This is a genomic window from Massilia sp. Masssp94 (assembly GCF_059491305.1).
In genome coordinates, this window is record NZ_CP168501.1 from 5,094,623 (window position 1) to 5,116,291 (window position 21,669).

General features: G+C 65.1%; 21 protein-coding genes and 1 riboswitch. Of the genes, 10 read left to right on the forward strand and 11 right to left on the reverse strand.

What is annotated here, in order from left to right; genetic code table 11:
- The first annotated feature begins 149 nt into the window (after window positions 1-149).
- Together pnuC and ACEN9G_RS22595 are read left to right on the forward strand one after the other, a co-directional pair.
- Window positions 150-767, forward strand: coding sequence for a nicotinamide riboside transporter PnuC (pnuC, locus tag ACEN9G_RS22590; protein ID WP_413343961.1), 618 nt, complete (start codon window positions 150-152; stop codon window positions 765-767).
- Entirely contained in the window at window positions 764-1,306 is a 543-nt protein-coding gene (locus ACEN9G_RS22595; protein ID WP_483126997.1) for an AAA family ATPase, read from the forward strand. The genes pnuC and ACEN9G_RS22595 overlap by 4 nt, the downstream gene beginning before the upstream one ends.
- A 6-nt stretch (window positions 1,307-1,312) precedes the next feature.
- Here the strand turns inward: ACEN9G_RS22595 and ACEN9G_RS22600 are convergent, their stop codons facing one another.
- The 3 genes from ACEN9G_RS22600 to ACEN9G_RS22610 form a co-directional block, all read right to left on the reverse strand.
- On the reverse strand, window positions 1,313-3,445 hold the full coding sequence (locus ACEN9G_RS22600; protein ID WP_413341538.1) for a TonB-dependent siderophore receptor: 2,133 nt from the start codon (window positions 3,443-3,445) through the stop codon (window positions 1,313-1,315).
- Window positions 3,446-3,530: 85 nt separating this feature from the next.
- Window positions 3,531-3,630: riboswitch (TPP riboswitch) on the reverse strand.
- A 72-nt stretch (window positions 3,631-3,702) separates the two neighbouring features.
- Window positions 3,703-4,860 (reverse strand): iron-containing alcohol dehydrogenase, encoded by a 1,158-nt coding sequence (locus ACEN9G_RS22605; RefSeq protein ID WP_413341539.1) that lies wholly within the window; start codon window positions 4,858-4,860, stop codon window positions 3,703-3,705.
- A gap of 75 nt (window positions 4,861-4,935) precedes the next feature.
- On the reverse strand, window positions 4,936-5,892 hold the full coding sequence (locus ACEN9G_RS22610; protein WP_413341541.1) for a DUF535 family protein: 957 nt from the start codon (window positions 5,890-5,892) through the stop codon (window positions 4,936-4,938).
- 252 nt (window positions 5,893-6,144) lie between these two features.
- Here ACEN9G_RS22610 and ACEN9G_RS22615 point away from each other — a divergent pair, with 252 nt between their 5' ends.
- Window positions 6,145-6,852 (forward strand): glutathione S-transferase, encoded by a 708-nt coding sequence (locus tag ACEN9G_RS22615; protein ID WP_413341543.1) that lies wholly within the window; start codon window positions 6,145-6,147, stop codon window positions 6,850-6,852.
- Window position 6,853: 1 nt separating this feature from the next.
- Here ACEN9G_RS22615 and dkgB read toward each other — a convergent pair whose 3' ends face one another.
- Window positions 6,854-7,660, reverse strand: a complete 807-nt coding sequence (dkgB, locus tag ACEN9G_RS22620) for a 2,5-didehydrogluconate reductase DkgB (RefSeq protein WP_413341545.1) — start codon at window positions 7,658-7,660, stop codon at window positions 6,854-6,856.
- Between the two features lie 16 nt (window positions 7,661-7,676).
- Window positions 7,677-8,924 carry an MFS transporter gene (locus tag ACEN9G_RS22625; RefSeq protein ID WP_495605454.1) on the reverse strand — a complete coding sequence of 416 codons (1,248 nt, stop codon included), beginning with the start codon at window positions 8,922-8,924 and terminating at the stop codon, window positions 7,677-7,679.
- 66 nt (window positions 8,925-8,990) lie between these two features.
- Here ACEN9G_RS22625 and ACEN9G_RS22630 point away from each other — a divergent pair, with 66 nt between their 5' ends.
- From ACEN9G_RS22630 to ACEN9G_RS22645, 4 genes are all read left to right on the forward strand, one after another.
- On the forward strand, window positions 8,991-9,887 hold the full coding sequence (locus ACEN9G_RS22630; RefSeq protein WP_056137161.1) for a LysR family transcriptional regulator: 897 nt from the start codon (window positions 8,991-8,993) through the stop codon (window positions 9,885-9,887).
- A 25-nt stretch (window positions 9,888-9,912) separates the two neighbouring features.
- Complete coding sequence (locus tag ACEN9G_RS22635) at window positions 9,913-10,764, forward strand: PhzF family phenazine biosynthesis protein (protein ID WP_483126998.1); 852 nt, start codon at window positions 9,913-9,915, stop codon at window positions 10,762-10,764.
- A gap of 129 nt (window positions 10,765-10,893) precedes the next feature.
- Entirely contained in the window at window positions 10,894-11,667 is a 774-nt protein-coding gene (locus tag ACEN9G_RS22640) for a hypothetical protein (protein WP_413337451.1), read from the forward strand.
- 100 nt (window positions 11,668-11,767) lie between these two features.
- A complete protein-coding gene (locus ACEN9G_RS22645) occupies window positions 11,768-14,728 on the forward strand; it encodes a putative bifunctional diguanylate cyclase/phosphodiesterase (protein ID WP_413337450.1) in 2,961 nt (986 codons plus the stop codon).
- Here ACEN9G_RS22645 and ACEN9G_RS22650 read toward each other — a convergent pair.
- The 4 genes from ACEN9G_RS22650 to ACEN9G_RS22665 all read right to left on the reverse strand — a co-directional run bounded on the left by ACEN9G_RS22650 (window position 14,725) and on the right by ACEN9G_RS22665 (window position 17,479).
- A complete protein-coding gene (locus ACEN9G_RS22650; protein WP_413337449.1) occupies window positions 14,725-15,066 on the reverse strand; it encodes a DUF4124 domain-containing protein in 342 nt (113 codons plus the stop codon). The genes ACEN9G_RS22645 and ACEN9G_RS22650 overlap by 4 nt on opposite strands.
- A 62-nt stretch (window positions 15,067-15,128) precedes the next feature.
- Window positions 15,129-16,082, reverse strand: coding sequence for a DMT family transporter (locus ACEN9G_RS22655; protein WP_413337448.1), 954 nt, complete (start codon window positions 16,080-16,082; stop codon window positions 15,129-15,131).
- 107 nt (window positions 16,083-16,189) lie between these two features.
- Entirely contained in the window at window positions 16,190-16,831 is a 642-nt protein-coding gene (locus ACEN9G_RS22660; protein WP_413337447.1) for a hypothetical protein, read from the reverse strand.
- 66 nt (window positions 16,832-16,897) lie between these two features.
- Window positions 16,898-17,479 carry a hypothetical protein gene (locus ACEN9G_RS22665; protein ID WP_413337446.1) on the reverse strand — a complete coding sequence of 194 codons (582 nt, stop codon included), beginning with the start codon at window positions 17,477-17,479 and terminating at the stop codon, window positions 16,898-16,900.
- A 332-nt stretch (window positions 17,480-17,811) separates the two neighbouring features.
- On the opposite strand from ACEN9G_RS22665, the gene ACEN9G_RS22670 reads away from it, so the two are divergent.
- From ACEN9G_RS22670 to ACEN9G_RS22680, 3 genes are read left to right on the forward strand one after another with little or no spacing between them, the layout of a single operon-like run.
- Window positions 17,812-19,329: a TadE/TadG family type IV pilus assembly protein gene (locus ACEN9G_RS22670; protein WP_413337445.1), complete on the forward strand. Its 1,518-nt coding sequence runs from the start codon at window positions 17,812-17,814 to the stop codon at window positions 19,327-19,329.
- A complete protein-coding gene (locus ACEN9G_RS22675) occupies window positions 19,326-19,820 on the forward strand; it encodes a TadE/TadG family type IV pilus assembly protein (RefSeq protein WP_413337444.1) in 495 nt (164 codons plus the stop codon). The genes ACEN9G_RS22670 and ACEN9G_RS22675 overlap by 4 nt, the downstream gene beginning before the upstream one ends.
- Window positions 19,821-19,869: 49 nt before the next feature.
- Complete coding sequence (locus ACEN9G_RS22680; protein ID WP_413337443.1) at window positions 19,870-20,430, forward strand: TadE family protein; 561 nt, start codon at window positions 19,870-19,872, stop codon at window positions 20,428-20,430.
- 41 nt (window positions 20,431-20,471) lie between these two features.
- Here the strand turns inward: ACEN9G_RS22680 and ACEN9G_RS22685 are convergent, their stop codons facing one another.
- Window positions 20,472-20,924 (reverse strand): hypothetical protein, encoded by a 453-nt coding sequence (locus ACEN9G_RS22685; protein ID WP_413337442.1) that lies wholly within the window; start codon window positions 20,922-20,924, stop codon window positions 20,472-20,474.
- Window positions 20,917-21,645: a helix-turn-helix transcriptional regulator gene (locus ACEN9G_RS22690; RefSeq protein ID WP_413337441.1), complete on the reverse strand. Its 729-nt coding sequence runs from the start codon at window positions 21,643-21,645 to the stop codon at window positions 20,917-20,919. Before ACEN9G_RS22690 ends, ACEN9G_RS22685 begins: the two co-directional genes overlap by 8 nt.
- Window positions 21,646-21,669 lie beyond the last annotated feature (24 nt).

Sequence of the window (21,669 nt, forward strand, 5' to 3'; positions counted from 1 at the left end):
AGCCCCGTGCCAGCCGGGTTTCGCTCTGGGGACGGACTGCCGCATTGCCCGCTGGCGGGCAGCGGTGTCCGGAAACGGACACTCGCCGTCGGGTTGCATAAACCCGCGCCACCTTCCATAATCGCCGACTCTCCTGTCATTGTCCGCCCATGAACGATACCCTGGTCCTGCTGGGCTTTTCCACCACGCCGCTCGAACTGCTCGGCTTCGTGCTGTCCGTCGCGACGGTCGTCCTGACCATCCTGCGCAATCACTGGGGCTGGTTCTTCGCCATCGTGTCGTCCGCCACGTACGGCGTCGTGTTCTTCGACGCCCGCCTGTACGGCGACGCCGGCCTGCAGGGCGTGTTCATCGCGGCTTCGATCTGGGGCTGGTGGCAGTGGCTGCGCGGCGCCGAGGGCAAGCCGCTGCCCGTGACGCGCCTGTCACACACGGGCCGGCTCGCGTCGCTGCTCGGCTGGGCCGCCGGCTTCTTCGCGCTATCGGCGTTCCTGAAGGCGTGCACGGACACGGACGTGCCCCACATGGACGGCTTCCTCACCGCGGGCAGCCTGCTGGGCCAACTGCTCACGGCGAAGAAGAAGATCGAGAACTGGCACACGTGGATCGTCGTCGACATCCTGTACGTGGGCCTGTACATCTATAAAGGCCTGCACCTGACGGCGATCCTGTACGCCGTGTTCGTCGTGCTGGCCGTGCTGGGCCTGCGCGCGTGGACCCATGCCGCGCAGGACGCGGACATGCCGGTGGCCGAGGGCGCGCGATGACGGTGGCGACCGTGGCACGTGTGGCGCTGCTGGGCGCGGAATCGACGGGCAAGTCGACCTTGGCGCAGGCGCTGGCGGCGCGCTACGGCACGCTGTGGGTGCCGGAATACCTGCGCGAATTCGTCGAGGTGAATGCGCGCGTGCCGCGCGAGGACGACCAGCCCGGCATCGCGCGCACGCAGCGCGTCCGCGAGGAGCTGCTCGCGCGCGACCCGCGCGTGCGCGACTTCCTGTTCGTCGACACGACGCCGCTGATGACGGCCGTGTACAGCCGCATCTACTGGGGCCGCGTGCCGCCGGACCTGCTTGCCTGGGAAGCGGAACACGACTACGCGTTCACGCTCGTCGCGGCGCCCGATCTGCCGTGGGTGCCGGATGGGTTGCAGCGCGAGTCGGAGGAGGTGAGGCAGCGCGTGCATGCGCAGCTCGTGGACGTGCTGGATGCGCGGGGGATTCCGTTTGCGCTGCTGACGGGGGAACTGGAAGCGCGGGTGCGGCAGGTGGAGGACCTGATCGGTCCACCCGCCCGCCGTGTTTAGGCGACTTCAGAAGTCGAACTGCGCCGACGCCCGGAACGTCCTTGGCGCGCCCGGCAGCAGATAGCCGCCCAGCGCCGGCGTCACGTCACGCCAGTAGAACTTGTCGAACAGGTTCTCCGCGCGGGCACGCAAGGTGACGTTCGTCGTGCCCCATTTCAGGCCGTACGACGCGCCCACGCCGAACACGTGGTAGTCCGGCACGAACACGGTGTTCTCGACGTCGAACGCCTTCTTGCCCGAGTACTGCCACGTGCCGTCCAGCTTCAGGCCCGGGATCGCCGCGACGGCGTACTGCACCCATGCCGTCGACTTGAACGCGGGGACGTCGGTCACGCGCTTGCCGTCGATGCCCGCCTGGCCCGTGCCTTCCTGGCGCGTGTTCAGCGCCATCAGCGACACGCTCCAGTCCAGCGCCGGCGTCGCTTGGCCCTGCGCGGTCAGCTCGATGCCGCGGTGCGTTTCGCGGCCGTTGCGGACGAACGTGTTGTTCGCGTTCGTGTATTCCAGGCCCTGGCGGATCTGGAACAGCGCGGCCGACAGGTTCAGGCCATTGTCCAGCGCGGCCTTGGCGCCGATCTCGACCTGGTGCGAACGCTGCGGCGCCAGCACCGAATTCTCGTTCGTCGTCTGCATCGGCGCGATGCCGCCGTGCTGCAGCCCGTGGCTGACCGCGGCGTACACGTTCCAGTCGCGCGCGGGGCTGAAGACGAGGCCCACGTTCGGCAGCAGGAACGAGTCGTCGGCGTGCACGTAGCCGGTGGCGTCGTCGACGAATTCGCTGCGCTTGATCTGGACGTGGCGCAGGCCCGCGTGCAGGGTCAGCCGGTTCGTCAGGCTCACGATGTCCTGCGCGAACACGGCGCGTTCCTCGTCGCTGCGGCGCTCGAACACGGGGCCCGTTACGCGGTCGGCAGCGACGTGCGGCGTCACGAGCGGGTTCCAGATATTGCTGTACCCGACGTAGTCGTAGACGTAGTCGCCGAAGCTGTCGTGGCGCTCCGAATACGACGCGCCCAGGGTGAGCGCGTGGCGCAGCGCGCCGGTCGCGAACTTGCCCTGCACCTGCGCCTGCACGCCCCACGGCGACTTGCGCTCGCCCGTGCTCTGGTAATCGTAGACGTCGTAGTCGCCGTTGCCGCAGTAGCCCGGATAATAGCCCGCGCCCTCGTTGCTGCAGCCGTAGGGGAACGCGGTGAAGTCGTCGCGCTTGAACCAGTGCTTGTTGCCGGACACGGTGGCGGTCCAGTCCTGCGCCAGCTTGTATTCGAAGCGCAGGCCCACGTTGCTGTCCTTCGTCGTGACGGGGCGCGTCCACGGCTGGTCGTTCAGGAGCATCCTGGCCGACACGCCGGTCGGCAGCGTCGTACCCTGGATCAGCTGGAAGCCGGGCGCCGTGATCTGGGCCTTGCGCTGGTAATCCATGTCCAGCTGCAGCAGCGCATCCGGCGTGATCTGCCAGTCGAAGGCGGCCGCCACGAACTGGCGGTCGCCGTTCGCGCCGCGCACGTACGGGTGCAGGTCGGCGGCGGCCGCGTTGATGCGGTAGCCGAAACGGCGGTCCTCGAAGCGGCCGCCGAGATCGACGGTGCCGTACAGGGTGCCGCGCTCGGACACTTCCACGGTCGCGGAGCGCAGCGGCGCATTCGTCGGGCGCTTGGTCACGTAGTTGACGATGCCGCCCGGCGTGGCGATGCCGGCCGTGAGGCCCGCGAGGCCTTTCAGGATTTCGAAGCGTTCCTTGTTCTCCAGCGGGATCTGCGTATCGCCCGGGATCGCGAAGCCGTCCTTGCGATAGCTGTAGTTGTTGTCGAGGGCGAAGCCGCGGATGGAGAACTGCTCGGCATAGCCGACGGCGTTGTAGGCGTCGGCGACGGATGCGTCGAAGCGCACCGCCTCGGTCGTTGAGCGGATCGACAGGTCCTGCATCTGCGTGCGGCCCATGGAGATGATGGAGGCCGGGGTGTCGAACAGCGACGCTTCGCCGAAGCCGCCGACGCTGGCGCGGTCGACGGCGATGAAGCGGTTGCCCGTCACGACGACTTCGGCGACGGGGTGGGTGGTGTCTTGTGCATGGGCGTTCGCGATGAAGGCTTGCGCGATGGCGTACGCGACTGCGGTGTACTTCAAATGACGGTTCATGGTTTGCTCGTTTTCGCGCGCCGGCGATGGGCGCGCTGCTTTTTCTTAAAAGCCGGAGCCAACGGGGGGAAGGGCAAACAAGGATGGGAACTGCGTTGCGCTTTCCTTCGCTGGCATTATCCAGATCAGGTACGAAGGGTATCTCTCACCCGGGAAGCGAACTCCCAGGACCCCTAGCGAAGGCGCGAGTGTAGCACAACGCGCCTTGTCGTGATGCTTCAGACAATAGACATGTTGTAAAGCGGATGGTTCCGCGATCAGGCGGCGCCGTCCAGCACCTCGCGCGCCACGTCCAGCGTGACCTCGCCGGTCTCGCCCATGCGCGTCATGCCGTGCGCTTCCAGTGCGGCGATCACGGCCGGGATCGCATCGCGGCCCAGGCCATAGTCGGACAGCTTTGTCCCCACGCCCATGGCACGGAAGAAGTCTTCCGTGCGGGCGATGGCCGCCTCGATGCGCGCGTCCTCGTCGCCGCTGTGGAGGTCCCACACGCGGGCCGCATATTGCAGCAGTTTCTCCCGCTTGGCCGCGCGGCGCACGCGCAGCATCGACGGCAGTACGATCGCCAGCGTCTGCGCGTGGTCGAGGCCGTACAGCGCGGTCAGCTCGTGGCCGATCGTGTGCGTGGACCAGTCCTGCGGCACGCCGGTGCCGATCAGGCCGTTCAAGGCCAGCGTGGCCGTCCACATCAGGTTGGCGCGCACGTCGTAGTCGGCAGGCAGCGCCAGTGCTTGCGGACCGTCTTCGACGAGCGTCAGCAGCAAGCCTTCCGCAAAGCGGTCCTGCACCTTGGCCTGGGCCGGGACCGTCATGTATTGCTCCATCACGTGCACGAACGCGTCGACGACGCCGTTGCCCACCTGGCGCGCGGGCAGCGTGTAGGTACGGGTCGGGTCGAGGACGGCAAACCGCGGGTACACGGTGCGCGCGACGAACGCGAATTTTTCCTGCGTGCGCTTGCGCGTGATGACGGCGGCCGCGTTCATCTCGGACCCCGTCGCCGGCAGGGTCAGCACGACGCCGATGGGCAGCGCCGCGTGCACGTTCTTCGCGTGCTGTTCGAGGATGGTCCACGGGTCGGCGTCGAGCATGGCGCCCGCCGCGACGAACTTGGTGCCGTCGATGACGGAGCCGCCGCCCACGGCCAGCAGGAAGTCCACGCGTTCGCGGCGGACGAGCGCGATCGCTTCGGATAACGTTTCGACCGTGGGATTCGGCTCGATGCCGCCGAACTCGAACACGGTGCGGCCGGCCAGTGCGGCCATCACGGCGTCAAACGTGCCGTTGGCGCGGATGCTGCCGCCGCCGTACAGCACGAGGACGCGCGCCTCGGACGGGACCAGTTTGCCGATGCGCTCGATCTGGCCGTCGCCGAACAGGATGCGGGTGGGATTATGAAAGTCGAAGTTGTGCAAGGTGATCCTCTGGTTTTGCTCAGAGGATCATTATCGCGCAGGTGTCCTGCCGGCGTGGGCCACGCCGGCAGGCTTTCAGGCCGGTTCGGGCACCGCGGCCGGATGCGCCACGTGCGCGCGCGCATGCAGCAGATGGCGCTGGATGACGGCGCGCGACGCGTCGCCGATCAGCCGCCAGTGCTCGCGCCGCAGCGCCGCGCGCTTGCGGTGCTTGGACGGCATCTCGGACAACGGCTTCACGTAGAACGGCAGCGGGATCAGGTAGCCGTCGCGGCCCGGCATTTCCTCGCCGCCGAGGATCTTCCAGAAGCCGTCATACGCGTTGGCGAAATGTTTTTCCGGATCGGGATCGTAGGCGATGTGCGCTTCGCTGCGGATCGCGACGACCTTGTCCATGCCGAGGGCCAGCGCGATGCCCTGCATGGCCGCGAAGCAGAAGAAGCTGGGCGAGTTGTTCGGGAAGACGCGTTCGAACGCTTCGAACGCGGCGCCGGAATCGATCCAGCGGCCCTGGTTGCGCGCGATGAACGGGACGACGGGCATGTCGACGCCCACCATGTCGCCTTCGAGCCAGCTGAAGGACAGGCGGTGCAGGCATTTGCCGTCCGCGATGAGGGCGAGGGTGAGGTCGCCTTCGGCATTGCTGCGCGAGGCCATCTCGAGCTGGATCATGAACGTGCTGCCCTCGGCCTCCTGCTGCCACAGGGGCAGGCAGCGCTGGCCGTAGACGGCGTCCAGGTAGCCGTCATTGAACGTCGTTTCCTCGAAGCGGTAATGGCTCAGCACGGCCTGCACGCGCTGGCGCGGGCTCAAGCCCTTGATGAGGTAGTCGCGGTGGCTGAGGTGGTGGAACAGGTCGTCGCCGGCGTCTTGCGCGACGTGGTTGCGGTAGACGCCGAGCTGGCATAGCGCGCGGTGGTCGCGGTAATAGGCCAGCACGCGCAGGCTGCGCGCGATGCACAGCACCCACGACGACAGGCTGTACTGGCGGCGCCGGGCCATCCAGTGTTTGGTCAGGTGAGCGAAAATCATGATGCGCTCCGGGCAATCGTTATCGGTGGATTCGTCTTCGTACTTTGCTGAACGGCAGTGAATCGTTCAGAAGATCAAGATCGTAACCACCAACACCCCATCCCTCTATTATGATTTTCCGTTTTCATGTCTCTCATTTTTGTTGATTTTTTGTCAGGCAAGCGCCAGACGCAAGACTAGCACGATTGCCGCGCCGAACATCAAAATCCTGCTCGATAATTGAGTCAGACCGAACAAGTTGAGGAGCATGGCATGGTGTATGAACTTTTTTATTGGCCGAGCATCCAGGGCCGCGGCGAATTCGTGCGCCTGGCGCTGGAAGAGGCGGGGGTGCGATACGTGGACGTGGCGCGCGCGCCGGGCGGCATGGCGCGCATGATCGCGGCGATGGACGGCGCCGACCACCCGTCGTTCGCGCCGCCGTTCCTCAAGGCGGGCGATGTGACGGTGGGCCAGACCGCCAACATCCTGATGTTCCTGGGCGAGCACCATGGGCTGGCGCCACGGGATGCGCAAGGTAAATATTGGGTGAACCAGATCCAGCTGACCATCGCGGACCTGGTCGCCGAGACGCACGACACGCACCACCCGATCGCGACGTCGCTGTATTTCGAGGACCAGCGCCCGGAAGCCAAGCGCCGGTCGGCCGATTTCATCGACACGCGCATCCCGAAGTTCTTCGACTGGTTCGAGAACATCCTGGCCCGGCCCGAACCGAAGGACTACCTGCTGGGCGACACGGTCACGTACGCGGACCTGTCGCTGTTCCAGCTCGTCGCGGGCCTGCGCTACGCCTTCCCGAAGGCGCTGGGCCGCATCGACGCGGGCTATCCGCTGCTGACGGCGCTGCACGACCGGGTGGCCGCGCGGCCGCGCATCGCGGCCTACCTGAAGTCCGGGCGGCGGATTCCTTTCAACGAGGAAGGGATCTTCCGCCACTACAAAGAGCTGGACAGGTAGTCTAGTCCCACTGCGGCGCGAAGTCGGGGCTGACGAGGCGTTCGTCCCGGTCCAGCGCGTCGATGTCGGCGATATCCTGCCGCGACAGGATCAGGTCGCGCGCCCGCAGGTTGCCCTCCAGGTTCGCGCGCTGCGTCGACGACGGGATCACGGCATATCCTTTCGCCATCGCCCACGCCAGCGCCACCTGGGCCGGCGTCGCGCCGTGCACCTGCGCGATGCGGGCGATGGTGGCATCGTCCATCACCTTGCCGTAGGCGAGCGGCATGTAGGCGGTGAGGTGGATGCCGGCATCGACCATGAACGCGTCCACTGCGCGGTTCTGCAGGAACGGGTGCAGCTCGACCTGGTTCGTCGCGATGTTGTCCGCACCGACGGCCGCAATGGCTTCGCGCAGCAGCGCAATCGGGAAGTTCGATACGCCGATGGCACGCGTCAGGCCGGACTCGCGCGCGGCCAGCAGCGCTTCCATGGATTCCGCGACGGACACCGCGGCGCCCGGCGACGGCCAGTGGATCAGGGTGAGGTCGACGTACTCCGTGCGCAGTTTCACGAGGCTTTCTTCGAGGCTGGCGCGCAGGCGGTTCGCGGCCAGGTTCTCCGTCCAGATCTTGGTGGTGACGAAGACGCCGCCGCGCGCCACGCCGGATTCTGCCAGCGCCTGGCCGACTTCGGCCTCGTTGCCGTAGATCTGCGCCGTGTCGATGTGGCGGTAACCCAGTGCCAGGCCGGTGGCGACGGAATCGATGGCTTGCCGCTCCTTCAGGCGGAACGTGCCGAGGCCCAGTTGCGGGATATTGGTATGCATGGTTTTTCCTTTCAATTCAATGCATGGCGACGGCGCGTTCGCCGCGGACGGCGTGCCGCGGCGCCGGATCGCGCCGGTCCAGCCAGCCGGCCAGCGTGGTGAGGGCGAGCGCGCCGATGACGATCAGGGCGCCGATCCAGGGCGTGTGCATCAGGCCGAGGTGTTCGACGATCAGGCCGCCGCCCCAGGCGCCGATGGCGATGCCGACGTTGAACGCGGCGATGTTCAGGCCCGATGCGACGTCGACGGCACCCGGCGCATCGCGTTCGGCGCGCTGCACGACATAGACCTGCAGGCCCGGCACGTTGCCGAAGGCGACGGCGCCCCAGGCCAGCACGGTGACGAGGACGGCGATCTTGTTCGCGGCCGTGAAGTCCAGCACGAACAGCACGCCGGCCAGCAGCGCGAACACGATCTGCAGGGCGCGCACGGGGCCCTTGCGGTCCGCCAGCTTGCCGCCCCAGATGTTGCCGAAGGCGACCGACACGCCGTACACGAGCATCACGAGGCCGACGCTGTTCGACGAAAAGCCGGCGACCTGTTCGAGGATCGGCGCGAGGTACGTGAAGGCGATGAACGAGCCGCCGTAGCCCAGCGTGGTCATCGCATACACGAGCAGCAGGCGCGGTTTCTTCAGCACGGACAGTTGCGTGAGAAGGCTAGCCGGCTTGCTGCCGGCGATGCCGCGCGGGACGAGCAGGGCGATGCCGGCGAACGCGATCACGCCCAGCAGCGCGACGGCCAGGAAGGTCATCTGCCAGCCGAAGTGCTGGCCGATGAACGTCCCGAGCGGGACACCGGTCACGAGGGCCACGGTCAGGCCGCTGAACATCAGCGCGATGGCGCTGGCCGCTTTTTCTTTCGGCACGAGGCTCGTCGCGATCGTCGAACCGATCGAGAAGAAGACGCCGTGCGCGAGGCCCGTCAGTACGCGGGCGGCCATTAGCGCGGCATAGCCGGGGGCCATCCACGCGGTCAGGTTGCCGGCCGTGAACAGCAGCATGAGGCCGAGCAGCAGCGTCTTGCGGGGCACCTTGCCGGTGAGGGCGGTCAGCACCGGCGCGCCGATGGCGACGCCCAGCGCGTACAGGCTCACGAGCAGGCCGGCGGACGGCACGGACACATTCAGGCTGGTTGCGATGGTGGGGATCAGGCCGACGATCACGAATTCCGTCGTGCCGATGGCGAAGGCGCTCAGTGTCAGCGCCCATAAAGCGAGTGGCATGGTGTTCTCCTTGTTGATGCCTCGATGGGATGAGGGCATTCTGGCCGTCCCGTCCACAAAGAAAAACCCGTGGCCGTACAATAGACTTTTGACCTGGGAGCAAAAATGCTGGACGTGGGCGCGTTGATCGCATTCGTCGCCGTGATCGACACGGGTTCGTTTTCGAATGCCGCCGAGCGGCTGGGGCAGACGCCGTCCGGCGTGTCGCGTACCATCTCGCGTCTGGAGCAGCAGCTCGGCATGACCCTCATCCACCGCACGACGCGCCGCCTCGATCTCACCGAGGAAGGCAACTGGCTGCTGGCCCGCGCGCGCCGCATCCTCGCCGACCTGGAAGAGACGGAGTCGCAGGCCGCCCTCGCGCGCGCGCAGCCCGCGGGCCTCGTGCGCGTGAACGCCGCGACGCCGACCCTGGATCACCTGATCGCCCCGCAGCTGGCGGACTTCCTCGATGCGTACCCGCAGGTGCAGGTGGAACTCACGAGCGGCGAGACCGTCGTCGACCTGATCGAGGAGAAGGCCGACGTCGCGATCCGCATCGGCCAGTTGACCGACTCGACGCTCAATGCCCGCCGCCTGGGCCGCAGCCGCATCCGCGTGCTCGCCGCCCCCGGCTATCTCGAACGCCACGGCACGCCGCGGCAAGTGGAAGACTTGATGAAGCACCGCCTCGTCGGCTTCGTCGCGCCCGCGTCGCTGAATACGTGGCCGCTGCGCGCCGGCACGGAAGAGGGCTGGCGCATCGCGCCGCACGTGACGGCCACCAGCGGCGAGACGGTCCGCCACCTCGCGCTGCAGGGCGCGGGCATCGTCAGCCTGTCCGACTTCCTCACGCGCGCCGACGTCGCCGCGGGCCGCCTCGTGCCTGTGCTGGAAGAGGCGGCGCTGCCGTGGACCCAGCCCGTGTGGGCCGTGTTCTACAAGCAGGGCGCGCTGGCGCCGCGCGTGAAGGCGCTCGTCGACTTCCTCGCCGACCGGCTGGCCGGCGTGCTCGAACCTTGACCATCCATCCCGACAAGGAGACCGCATGACCATCACGACTTCGCACATCCTTCGCATCGCCGCATTCTCGGACGGCGACGCCGGCGGCAATCCGGCCGGCGTCTGGATCGGGGAATCCCTGCCGCCGGCCGACGAGATGCAGCGCCTGGCCCACGCCGTCGGCTATTCGGAGACGGCATTCGCCGAACCGCAAGGAAAGGGCTGGCGCGTGCGCTACTTCTCGCCGGCGTCCGAAGTGCCGTTCTGCGGCCACGCGACGATCGCGCTCGGCGCCGCGCTGGCCCGGCGCGACGGCGACGGCGTGTATGCGCTGGCGCTGAACGATGGCGACATTACGGTCGAAGGGCGACGCGAAGGCGGTCGCGTGGCCGCCGCGCTGCAATCGCCGCCGACGTGGAGCCGCCCGGCCGCGCCGGAACTCGTCGCGGACGCATTGATGCTGTTCGGTTACCGCGACGCAGACCTCGACCCGCGCATCCCGCCCGGCCTTGCCCACGCGGGCGCGAACCACCTCGTGCTGGCGCTGGCCAGCCGCGACCTGCTGGCCGCCATGCGCTACGACCTGGAGGCGGGCCGCGCGCTGATGGAGAAGCACGGCCTGACGACGATCGTGCTGGCCTGGGTGGAGTCCCCGCGGCGTTTTCATACCCGCAATCCATTCGCGATCGGCGGCGTCTACGAGGACCCGGCCACGGGCGCGGGCACGGCCGCACTGGCCGGCTACCTGCGCGACCTCGGCTGGCCGCACGGCGGCGCGATCGACGTCGTGCAGGGCGAAGACATGGGGATGCGGTCGTTATTGCATGCCGAAATCGGTCCGGAACCGGGTGGTTCGATCCGCGTTAGCGGGACGGCAAGAATGTTGGTGAAAGACTAATGAAATTGATCATGATTTATTGAAAATTGAAATAGGGGCAAAAGACACGCTTTTTCGACAATTTGTTAACCCCTGCAACGTTGATAAAGTTCAAAACATCCGTTTCTGAACATCAACACAGGAGTCAACATGGAAATGCGCCACCCCGGCGTTCTTCGCCCCGCCGTTTCAGGCCCCGCCGCCGGCGTGGGCAAGCCGACCGAACGCCTGCCCTTCACCATCCGCCGCGTGGACAACGAGGCCGACTTGTGGAAAGCCGTCCGCGTGCGTCACGCGGCGTATGCTCGCCACGTCCCGGACTTCGCGCGGCAGCTCGTCAAGCCCGAATCTGCCGACTACGGCGACGACGCAATCGTTTTCCTCGCCGAATCCAAGCTGGACGGCGCCCCGCTGGGCACGGCCCGCATGCAGACGAACCTGTACGAGCCGCTGCATGTCGAAGAGTCCGTCGAGCTCCCCGACTGGCTGCGTGGCCAGCCGCTGGCCGAGATGAGCCGCCTGGGCGTGGACAACGGCCGCATCGGCCGCATGGTCAAGACCGCGCTGCTGAAGGCCGGCGTCATGTATTGCCAGCAGAACGGCATCCACTGGGCCCTGGCGACGGGCCGCGCGCCGATCGACCGCCAGTACGAACAGCTGACTTTCGTCGACGTGTTCCCGGAACTGGGCTTTGTCCCGCTGCGCCACGTGGGCAATATTCCGCACCGGATCATGGCGTTCGACATCACGACGATCGAGGAGCGCTGGACGGCCGCGCAGCACCCGCTGCTGAACTTCTTCTGCCACACGCACCACCCGGACATCGATGTCCGGGGCCATGCCGGTGTGCGGCCGCCGTTACCCAATGCGGGCAGGATGGGTGTTGTAATGCAGGCATCGGAATGGCATGAACTTGTTGCCTGATCCATTAATTGCATGACGGCACTACTGTAAAGCTGTATCCTTGCGAAACGATAACGGCCGCCCGCGCCCACGGGCCGCGATACGAGCTTCGCAGATACTCATGCAATTCACATCATCCGGTCGCTGGAAACTGCCGGGCATGGCGCAGTCCGCGCTGGACCTGACGTTCAAGGCGTTCGCCTATTATCTGATTCCGATCGTGATCGGTGTCGTTTCCATCGTCGCCCTCGTGTGCTGGGACAGCCAGTACGTGTCGGGCAGCAGCGATGCGCGCGACATCCGCGTCCTGAAGGAAACGGCTCCGCTGAGCCCGCCCGCGGCCAACGCCCGCCTGCATGCCGCCGTTCCGGTGTCGTACTTCGACACCCACCTGTCCGAAGCGCCCGTGTGGTTCCGCTTCAGCACGCGTCCGCGCGCGCCCGGCAGCATCGTCGGCGACGTCATCGAATTCCCGTCGCGCCACGCGGTCGATATTTCCTGCTGGGACGCCGCCACCCTGCAACTGCTCGGCATGGCCACGCGCGAGCAGGGCACGCCCTATCTGCATTCGTCCAAGGCGGGCTTCGCCCTGCAACTCACCGATCTGCCGCGCGAGATCCTGTGCCGCGGCACCTTCGCCGGCCCCGCGCGCGTGAACGTCGTGCAATGGCCGGAGACCCAGTTCGACCTGTCCGTCGAGGGGTACCACCGCAAGTCGGGCCTGCTCGACGGCGGCATGATCGTGCTGTCGCTGTTCGTCCTGATCACGGCGCTCATCAACCGCCAGCCTCTGTACGTATTGTTTTCCGGCTGGCTGCTGCTGAACCTGCGCATCGCCGGACTGTCGGCCGGCTGGGACATCCAGTGGCTGGGCATGACCGTGCCGCCGCAATGGATGCTGCTGGGCCGCTCGCTGACGATCGCGTTGTACGGCGTGTCCACGCTCACGCTGTACCAGGCCCTGTTCCGCGAAGAGCTCGTCAAGACGCGCTGGGCGATCCCGCTGCGCATCACGCAATGGGCGTGCATCCCGCTGCTCATCGGTGCCGTCACCATGCCGTACGGGACGTTCCTGCCGATGCTGTGGGTTATCATGGCCTTCGGCTTCACGCTGATGACGCTGGGCCTCATCACGATCATCATCCGTTCGCGCAACCGCGTGGCGGGCTGGTTCGCGGCCTCGTTCGCGCTGACCTATGTCGCCTCGCTGGCCGAGGTCGTGTCGGCGGCGCTCGGCATGCACCAGGTGCTGAACGTGATCAACAGCGTGACGGCGGCGCTCGCGTCGAGCCTGCTGGCCGCGCTGGCCGTCGCCGAGCAGATGCGCATGGAAACGCAGAAGCGCCGCGAAGCGCAGGAAAAGCTGGAACATGCCTACGAGGCGATGCCCGTCGGCCTGTTCACGCTGGATATGTACGGCAATATCGTGAGCGCCAACCCGGCCATGCGCAAGATGCTGGGTATCACCGAGATTGTCCCTGGCCGCACGTCGTGGAAGCAATTCTTCGCCGACAGCCTGTGGTCGGAATTGCTGGAGCAAGTGCACCTGCGCAGCGACGCCGAGATGCAGATCGCCAGCCGCGACGGCGCCCAGCGCTTCATGGTCAGCGCCACGCTCGCGCGCGGCCGCGTGGAGGCGGTGCTGCAGGACGTCACCGAGCAATACCAGGCCACCGAGCAACTGCGCTTCATGGCCAACAACGACCCGCTGACGAAAGTCTTCAACCGGCGCGGCATCGAAAAGATGTTCGAGGGCGCGGCCCAGCTGCTCAACGCGGGCAAGCCGCTGGCGCTGGCCTACATCGATCTCGACCGTTTTAAACTGATCAACGACCTGTTCGGCCACGCGGCCGGCGACGAAGTCCTGAAGCAGGTGTGCGAACGCATGGAACTGACCCTGGCCGGCGGCCAGAAGATCGGCCGCGTGGGCGGTGACGAATTCGTCATCGTCATGCCGGATACCGCGATCCCGCTGGCGTCGCTGATCTGCCGCGGCATCGTCGACCGCATCGGCGGCACGCCGTACCGCGTGGGCGACAAGGCGTTCCACGTGCGCGGCTCCGTCGGCCTGATCGAGGTGTCGCCGGGCATGCCGATGAAGGATGCCGTCTCCACCGCGGACCGCGCCTGCCGCGAGGCGAAGGGCGGGCACCACGAAGGCCTCGTCGTGTACGAACGCGGTTCGAACGCGTTCCAGGAGCGCACCAACGAATTGAACCTCGTCGCGCGCCTGTCCGGTCCGGACGCGACCGAGGGCATGTTCCTCGAGATGCAGCCGATCATGTCGCTCTCCGCGCCGTACGAATCGCTGAACTTCGAGGTGCTGCTGCGCATGCGCGAGGCGGATGGCCGCGTGGCCCCGGCCGGCCCGCTGATCGCTGCCGCCGAGAAGAGCGGGCGCGCGGGCGTGATCGACCGCTGGGTGCTGTCGACGACGCTGTCGTGGATCGAGGACAACCTGGAATCGCTGACCAATACGCGCTTCGTGTGCATGAACCTGTCCGGCGCGTCGCTCAACGACGAGCGCTTCGTGCAGGACACGCTGGAAGTCCTGGCCCGCTACACGCACGTGGCGAGCCGCCTGTGCATGGAGATCACGGAAAGCGTGGCGCTGCACGACCTGGACAACACGCGCCGCTTCATCGACCAGGTGCGCAACTTCGGCGTGAAGGTGGCGCTCGACGATTTCGGCGCGGGCTACACGTCGTTCTCGTACCTGAAGGAGCTGCCGGCGGACGTGCTCAAGATCGACGGCAACTTCATCGTCAACATCAACGCGCACCCGGCCAACGTGGCCATCGTGGAAGCGATCGTCAGCCTGGCCGGCAACCTGGGCATGCGCACGATCGCGGAGTGGGCCGAGGACGCGGCCACGATCCGCACGCTGGCGGAAATCGGCGTCGACTACGTGCAGGGCTATGCGGTGGCGCGTTCGCAGCTGCCGGAAAAGCTGCTCGCGGCAAGTTCATCGGCGAGTTTCATCCAGGGCGAGGACGTACTGCAGCTCGTGCGCACGCTGGGCAGCTCGGCCAACGAGTCGGACCTGCGCGGGTTTGCCCCGTACGACGAGCACCTGTTTTAATTCAAACCGGCCAGGCGCGGGCGCGCATCCTGCAGCATGAGCATGCGCCGCGCTTCCTTCAGCGTGGCGATGTCGCGCGCCAGCTTCACGGGCGCCGCGAGATTCGGCCGTTTCCACGTCACGCGCGGCAGCTCGCCCGCGGGCAGCACGTGGCGCTGCGGCGGCAGAGGGCCGGTGTCGCGCGACACGGGCGTCGAGACGGAACCGGACGCGCAGGGCTGGTCGGTCAGCGTGACGTGGCCATTGCTGTCCACACATTTAACGATCTCGCCGGCCCATGCCGGTACCGCCAGTACCGCGGCGGCGATCATGCTCAGCAGTCTAACTGGGCGTTTCATGGTGTTCTCCTGTGTCAGGTTCCCATCGTGCCCGGCGCGGCCGCCTGCCTCTGTTCGGTGCTTCACCCAGTGCGCATGTCGGCCTCCAGCGCCGTCGTGGCGCGCGTTTCTTCGCGATGTGCCCGCGTGCACAGGACAACTCCCGCGACCAGCAGCACCAGCGCGGCCGCTTCGAGCGGCGTCGGCCAGCGGCCTTCCCACAGGTAGCCGTACAGCGACGCGAAGATGGTCTCGAACACGATCATCTGCCCCGTGAGCGTGAGCGGCAGCGCGCGGCTGGCCACGTTCCACAGTCCATTGCCGAGCACGGAACAGAACAGCGCCATCGCGCCGATGAGACCGGCGAAGCGCAGCCAGTCCGCGTTCGTGTGGACGAGCGTGTCGCCATAAAACGCGGGCACCGCCAGCACGATCGCCTCGAGGCCCGTGACGACGCCCGTCAACAGGCTCCAGTCCTGCGCCGACACGTGGGCCAGTCGCGCGAGCCAGCGGCTGTTGCTGACGGCATACGTCGTCCACGACACGAGCGCGCCACCGGCGCACAGCAAGCCCGTCAGGGAGCCCCAGCCGGAGGTGGCAAGCGATTGCGAGCTGATGCAGACGAGCCCCGCCGTGCTGCAGGCCAGCGAGGGCAGCAGGTCGCGCAGTGTCGGAGAATGGCGCTCGCGGCTGCCGACGAGCGTGACGGCGAGCGGCAGCAGGCCGATCACGAAGGCCGTCATCGCGACGCCGCCCGTCTGCACGGCCTTGGCCAGCAACACGTAGTAAAGGATATTGCCGATGAAACTGAGCCACGCGAGCGCCCGCCATTCGCGCCACCCGAGCGCGGCCTTCAGCCGGCGCCACGACGGCGCGACGAGCACGGCGGCGACGAGCCCGTAGGCGAGATAGCGCCCGGCGGACAGCTGCAGCGGCGGAAAATCGGCGGCCAGCTTGGGGGCCAGGAAGACGAGTCCCCAGAACGCGCCGGCGACGATGCCGGCCGCGATGCCGAGGAGGGTTTTGTGCGTGCTCACGGGATGCTCCAGATGCGGAAAGCATCCATTGTCGGGGGAGGGCGGCAGGGTGTCTTGGCTGGAACTACTGGCGAATTGACCGCGTCTCTCGATGCCTGTTTTGCGCGCTAGAGCACTGCCCGATTCTGCGAAATCGACCGGTTGAATTCGAGCCAGCTATTGCCGAGCTCCGTGATCTGGTAGTCGTTGCCGATACGCTGCAAAAACAAATTCGATTCCAGCCAGATCCGGATTTCCTCGCTCATCATGGGCGCTTCGAGGCCGCATTGAATGCTGTTGAGCGCACGCACGCAGGCATAATGCTTCAGCGCCTGCCGCCCTTTCACGGTGATCACGGGCTTGCCGTCGTCATCCAGCTGAATCAGGCCAAACCGTCGCAATTCAACGGGACACTCGGCAATCGTCATCCTGTGCATGCCGGTGTCCGCTTCAAAGCGAAGACGGTGCAGGATCGCCATCGCTGCCGAGTCGAGCGTGACCGGTTCGTCGTCGTCGGTCGACGCTGGATGCGGGGCCGCGGACGCAGACGGCGCTTCATCGGTACGACGTCGCTCCGCGCGGCGCTCCTCGGGAATGGCCAGCACGCGCTCGACCAGCGCCTCGTCGAGGCCATTTCGCAAGAGTAGATTTTTCGCGGCGGCGTTGCCGAAACTGCGCCGCATGGCGAACATGGTGCGCAGGATTTTTGCGGTGACGCCATCGGTACGTCGATCTCCCGAGCGTCGATCAGGGTGAATCACGAGAGCCATGGCCGCCAAAAGATGTGTCGATGATTAATAATAACAAAAAATCATCGAAATTGGAGGCTCAGTCTGTCATGTCTTACGTTTGAAGCCGTTCCGATAAGTCAGCGCCACTAGCGAAACGGCGATAACCCAGAGTGCCCATGCGTCTAGCATGTAGGGCAACAGGGCCACTGGATTCCCAGCAGGCGCCAGGACGCCTCCGGACACCAGGGCCGCGCCGGCGCCCAGGACCAACACTGCGCTGGATACGAAGAAGTGCCGCAGGCAGAAGCTGATCCTGGACCAAGGGAAAAAGATCAGTCCAGCTATGCAGAACATGAAAAGGGTGCAGGAACCGGATTTTATGGACAGCCCCCAAAGCCCCCCGATCACTGCCAATGCCAGGCACGGCAATATATCTCCGGCGCTATAGCCACGTGATGCAGCCTGGGTGCCGGGAGTGATACTGCCGAATCCAGGCCACCATGTCCTGCACCTGCGTAGTGCGAGGGAAGAAATAATGCAGCCGATGAATATGACCGCGAGATGCAAGCGTATTCCCCCGCCGCGCTGCAAAAGCAGGATTTCAAGCACGCTCCAACCAAGGATCGAGCAGAAAAATACACTGAACGTCAGGTTTGCCGTTGCCGAGTCGATTGTTCTGCGAACCATGATGATGGCTTTCCAAAGTCAATGGGCGACGGGTTCGACGTTTGTGAATCACAGGAAATGTCTAGTCTGCTCGTCCGAGAAATTTGCCTCAAGCAAGCGCCTGCCTAAAGTTGATGTGGCTCAGTCGTTGCCAGACCATTTGAGGCCTCAGAACGTCCTGGTTGTTCAATGCCCCGCTGGCTCGCTGCCTGGGCGCAGACAGTGTTGTACGTTCTCCGCATCCCAATCGAGATTGCTGGGAATCAATGCCACAGTGTTGCTCAACCTTAAAATTTACCGTGACTCTATTTAATTGATCTGTCGCAAAAATCGCCAGATGAAGGAGGAACGAGATGAAAGAAAAGATGCCCATGCTCGATCGGAATTCCCCTTTCCTGACAGGCTGGTCATTCTCTTGTTCCGGTCACGGCATAAATCGGGAAACTGGCGCAATCGCCATCATGACCGCCGTACTTCTGCCCGTAATTTTTGGCTTTTTTATGCTTGCTCTTGATTTCTCGCGGATTTACAACCGTAAAGTGGAAATGCAGACCTTGGCTGACGCAGTTGCGATCGCCGCAGCAAAAAAACTGGATGGAACAAGCACTGGAATCAGCGCGGCGCTGGCTGCTGCGCAGGGCGTCGTGGAAGACCCGGCGAATGGTCCCAGGTACGACTATCTGAACAATATTACTTGGGAAAATGCCGCGATAAAATTCGGGGCTTCACCTGACGACAACACGGGCTGGAAATCCGATGGAGAGGCGGCAGCTGCTCCAGCCGGGCTGGTCTTCGTAAAAGTGGACACCGAGCTGCTGAGCGGACATTACGGAAAAGTCGACATGTTCTTCGCTCCCATACTGTCCTCATCTTTCGGTTCCGTCGAAATCGGCCACGTTACCATTGCAGGCAAGGCGCGCCTCCAGGTTACGCCGCTGGCCATTTGCGCCATGTCTCCCACGGCGAGGGCAAGGCGCCAGAACGCGAACGGGACCCAATACGACGAACTGGCCGAGTACGGTTTTCGCCGCGGTGTCGGCTATAACCTCATGAACCTCAATCCGAACGGGCCGACAGCAATGAGTTTCCAGGTCGACCCGGTTTCATTGGCAGGCGGCGCTACAACCAATTTCAATCAATCGATTTACGAGCCGTATATCTGCACGGGAACGATGGCCGTCGCGAAAGTGACGGGTGCGACGGTCGCCGTCCAGAGCCCATTTCCGATTGGTACGTACTACAGTCATCTCAACTCCCGATTCGACCCTTATTCAGGGACCTGCGACGTCAACACCTCGCCGCCGGACAGCAATGTCAAGCAATACGCGTTTGCTGGCGTGAGCTGGATGTCCACGAAGGCTACAGTCCAGGTTGCAAAAACGGATACCTCGACTAGCGCAAAGCTGCAGACGGTTGCCGAGATCGGGCCGACGAATTACCCGACTGCGGTGGATTACGGAGCGCTCTGGTCTTTTGCCCGCGCGGTTCCCTGGTCGTCCGTTGCAGATCCTGCCGCACCGGAACCCGCCGGGGGCTATACGTCCTTCAATGCAACTTCACTCATCTGGAGCAAGTTGTACGGCTCGGCTTCGTCGGTTGGGACCTATCCGGGCTCGACACCTTATCTCACGACCAGTGGCAGCTCATATTTTCAGACTCCACCAACAGTGGCGCGCCGGCCCGGCGCCAAGAATAGACGGGTCCTGAACCTACCCCTGCTTTCGTGTCCGGTCACCGGCTCTACCGCGACGGTGCTTGGGATCGGGAAATTCTTGATGACCATACCGGCCGATTCCGGCTCCATCTACGCGGAGTTCGGCGGCCTTGTGACTGACGATCAGCTGGGCGGGCCAGTGGAGATCTATCAATGAGCGCACCGATTCGAAAACCGTCCTTGCGCAAGAGAGGCAGCGTTGCCGTCGAGTGCGCAATCGTACTTCCCATTCTCCTGCTCCTGATAAGTGGCGTGTTGTTCTTTGCCCGGGTTTTCTGGTGCTACACCGTCGCGCAAAAGGCCGCGCATGACGGCGCCAGGTTCCTGGCGGCGACAACTTTGCGGGAAATCGCGCCATCGTCAGCCGGCCCCGTGGTACCGGTTGCCGTGGTGGCACAGAAAATCGCAATGGATGAGCTCGCAGAACTGAACCCTGGCGGGGGCATCAGCGCTACGGCCCTGTGTTACGTAGGTAGTCCGACCCCGTACTGGGACCTTTGCTACGGCTACGACGTCCCGAAGAAGGTGTCGGTACGCGTCACCGTTTCCGTTTCCGACCCGTTCTTCGATCCATTTACAGAACTATTTACCGATGGAGGGCCAATCATTCTCAGGGCGGTCATGGCAACGGACTATGTAGGGGGCTGAGGTGAGGAGATTATCAATTCGGCCCCCGCGGTGGGCTGCACAAAGCGGTGTGGCGGCAGTTGAATTTGCGCTTGTCGCGCTTCTGTTTTTCACGGTGGTATTCGGCACCATAGAGTTCGCCCGGATCATGTATATGTACAACACACTCGCCGAGGTCACCCGGAGGGCAGCGAGGGCCGCCGCCAATATCGACTGGCGCGAAACCACCGAATTGGATCTTGCAAAGCAGCACGCGATTTTTCGAGATTCCCCGGGAGAACTTCCATTCGGTGCCCCCATCACTGACCAGCACATTCGCATCGACTACTTGTACCTCACACAGGGCGCGACGACGACTTACGAACCCATCTCGGCCGGATCCATGCCCGGCAGCCCCGGCCAGAACCGTCACAACTGCCTGACAAATCCTTACGGCAGCGCAACAAGCCCATCCAATACCTGTATTCGCATCGTTCGTGCCCGGATATGCAAACCCGATACCGATTGCGAAGCGGTCGACTACCAAATTCTGATCCCACTCCTGAACCTGGGCGTAAAACTCCCGACGTCCACTACGCTCGTCAGTGCCGAGACGCTGGGCTATCATGCTGGCGATCCGGTTTCACCTTAGCGTCCGCTTCGGGCGAAAGGTCAGTCTTCGGCCAGCAGCTTTCATTTCTTGCGATGAAACCGCTGTGCCCCGATGGGCTTCCCGGCGGCATACTCGATCAATTCGATATGCTGGGTATCGTAGATCAACGGATAATTGATCCGCACCGCCGAGCCACCGCTGCCGCACGTACCGCCATCCAGCTGGAGCAGATAGGTCGGTATGCTGCCCTTGGCCCCCGCGATGAACTTCGTGCCGCGCGCGTTCACGTACACCGTTCCCGGCTTTTCCTGTTGTACCGCGAATCGGCGCATGCACTTGGTCACCGACTTGTCCCGCCCATGCCAGGCGATGGTGTCGCCCTTCACGGTAAGCGTCGTGTAGGGCGATCCCGCCTGATCGTCCGCGAGCCAGCGTCCGGCAAACGGCACGGGTTCCGCCAGCACGGACGAACTGCAGCCAAGGCCGGCCACGACCGCAACGAGCCGTGCGCAAGACATCACACGCTCAGCCATGCCGATTCGCCCGCCGATACGCCCCAGGCGTCATCCCCGTCACGTCCCTGAGCGCCCGCGTCAGCGCGCTCTGGTCCGAAAAGCCTGCCGCCAGCGCGATGTCGGCGATGGAGCGCGACGTGTCCCCCAGCCACGCCTGTGCGCGTGCCAGGCGGACGTCGCGCAGCCACGCGTGCGGGCTCGTATCCAGTTCCGTGCGGAACAGGGCGTGCAGGCGGCTGACGGACAGGCCCGCACGGCGCGCCATCGAATCCGTCGTCCAGGCGAGGCCGGGCTCCGCTTCGACGCTGGCCATGAGCGCGGCGAGGCGCGAGGTGGGGCGGGGGGCGTCCAGCGCGATGGTGTCGAGCAGCAGCGGGACCCAGCCGCGCAGCAGTCCGCGATCGAAGGCCTGCGTACGCATCACGCCCATGAATTCGACCAGCTTGCGCGCGCCCGGGCCGAGGCTCATGAACGGGCGGTCGAGCATGCGGTCCCAGGCCGGGTGCGACATGGCGGCCGGTTCGACGTCGAGGATCAGCGACCGGTTGGTCCCGATGCCGCACTGGGCATGCCAGGCGTTCGGCGCGACGCAGGCGGCGCGCAGCGGGTCGAGCCGTCCCCGGCGGCCTTCGATGTCGAGCAGCACGGCGCCGCTCACGGGCAGTACCAGCTGGGCGAACACGTGGCGGTCGGTGACGATGTCGGCGCCGTAGGTGCGCAGGTGGAGGTCGGTATCCATGGCGGGCAGTCTAGCAGTGATTGT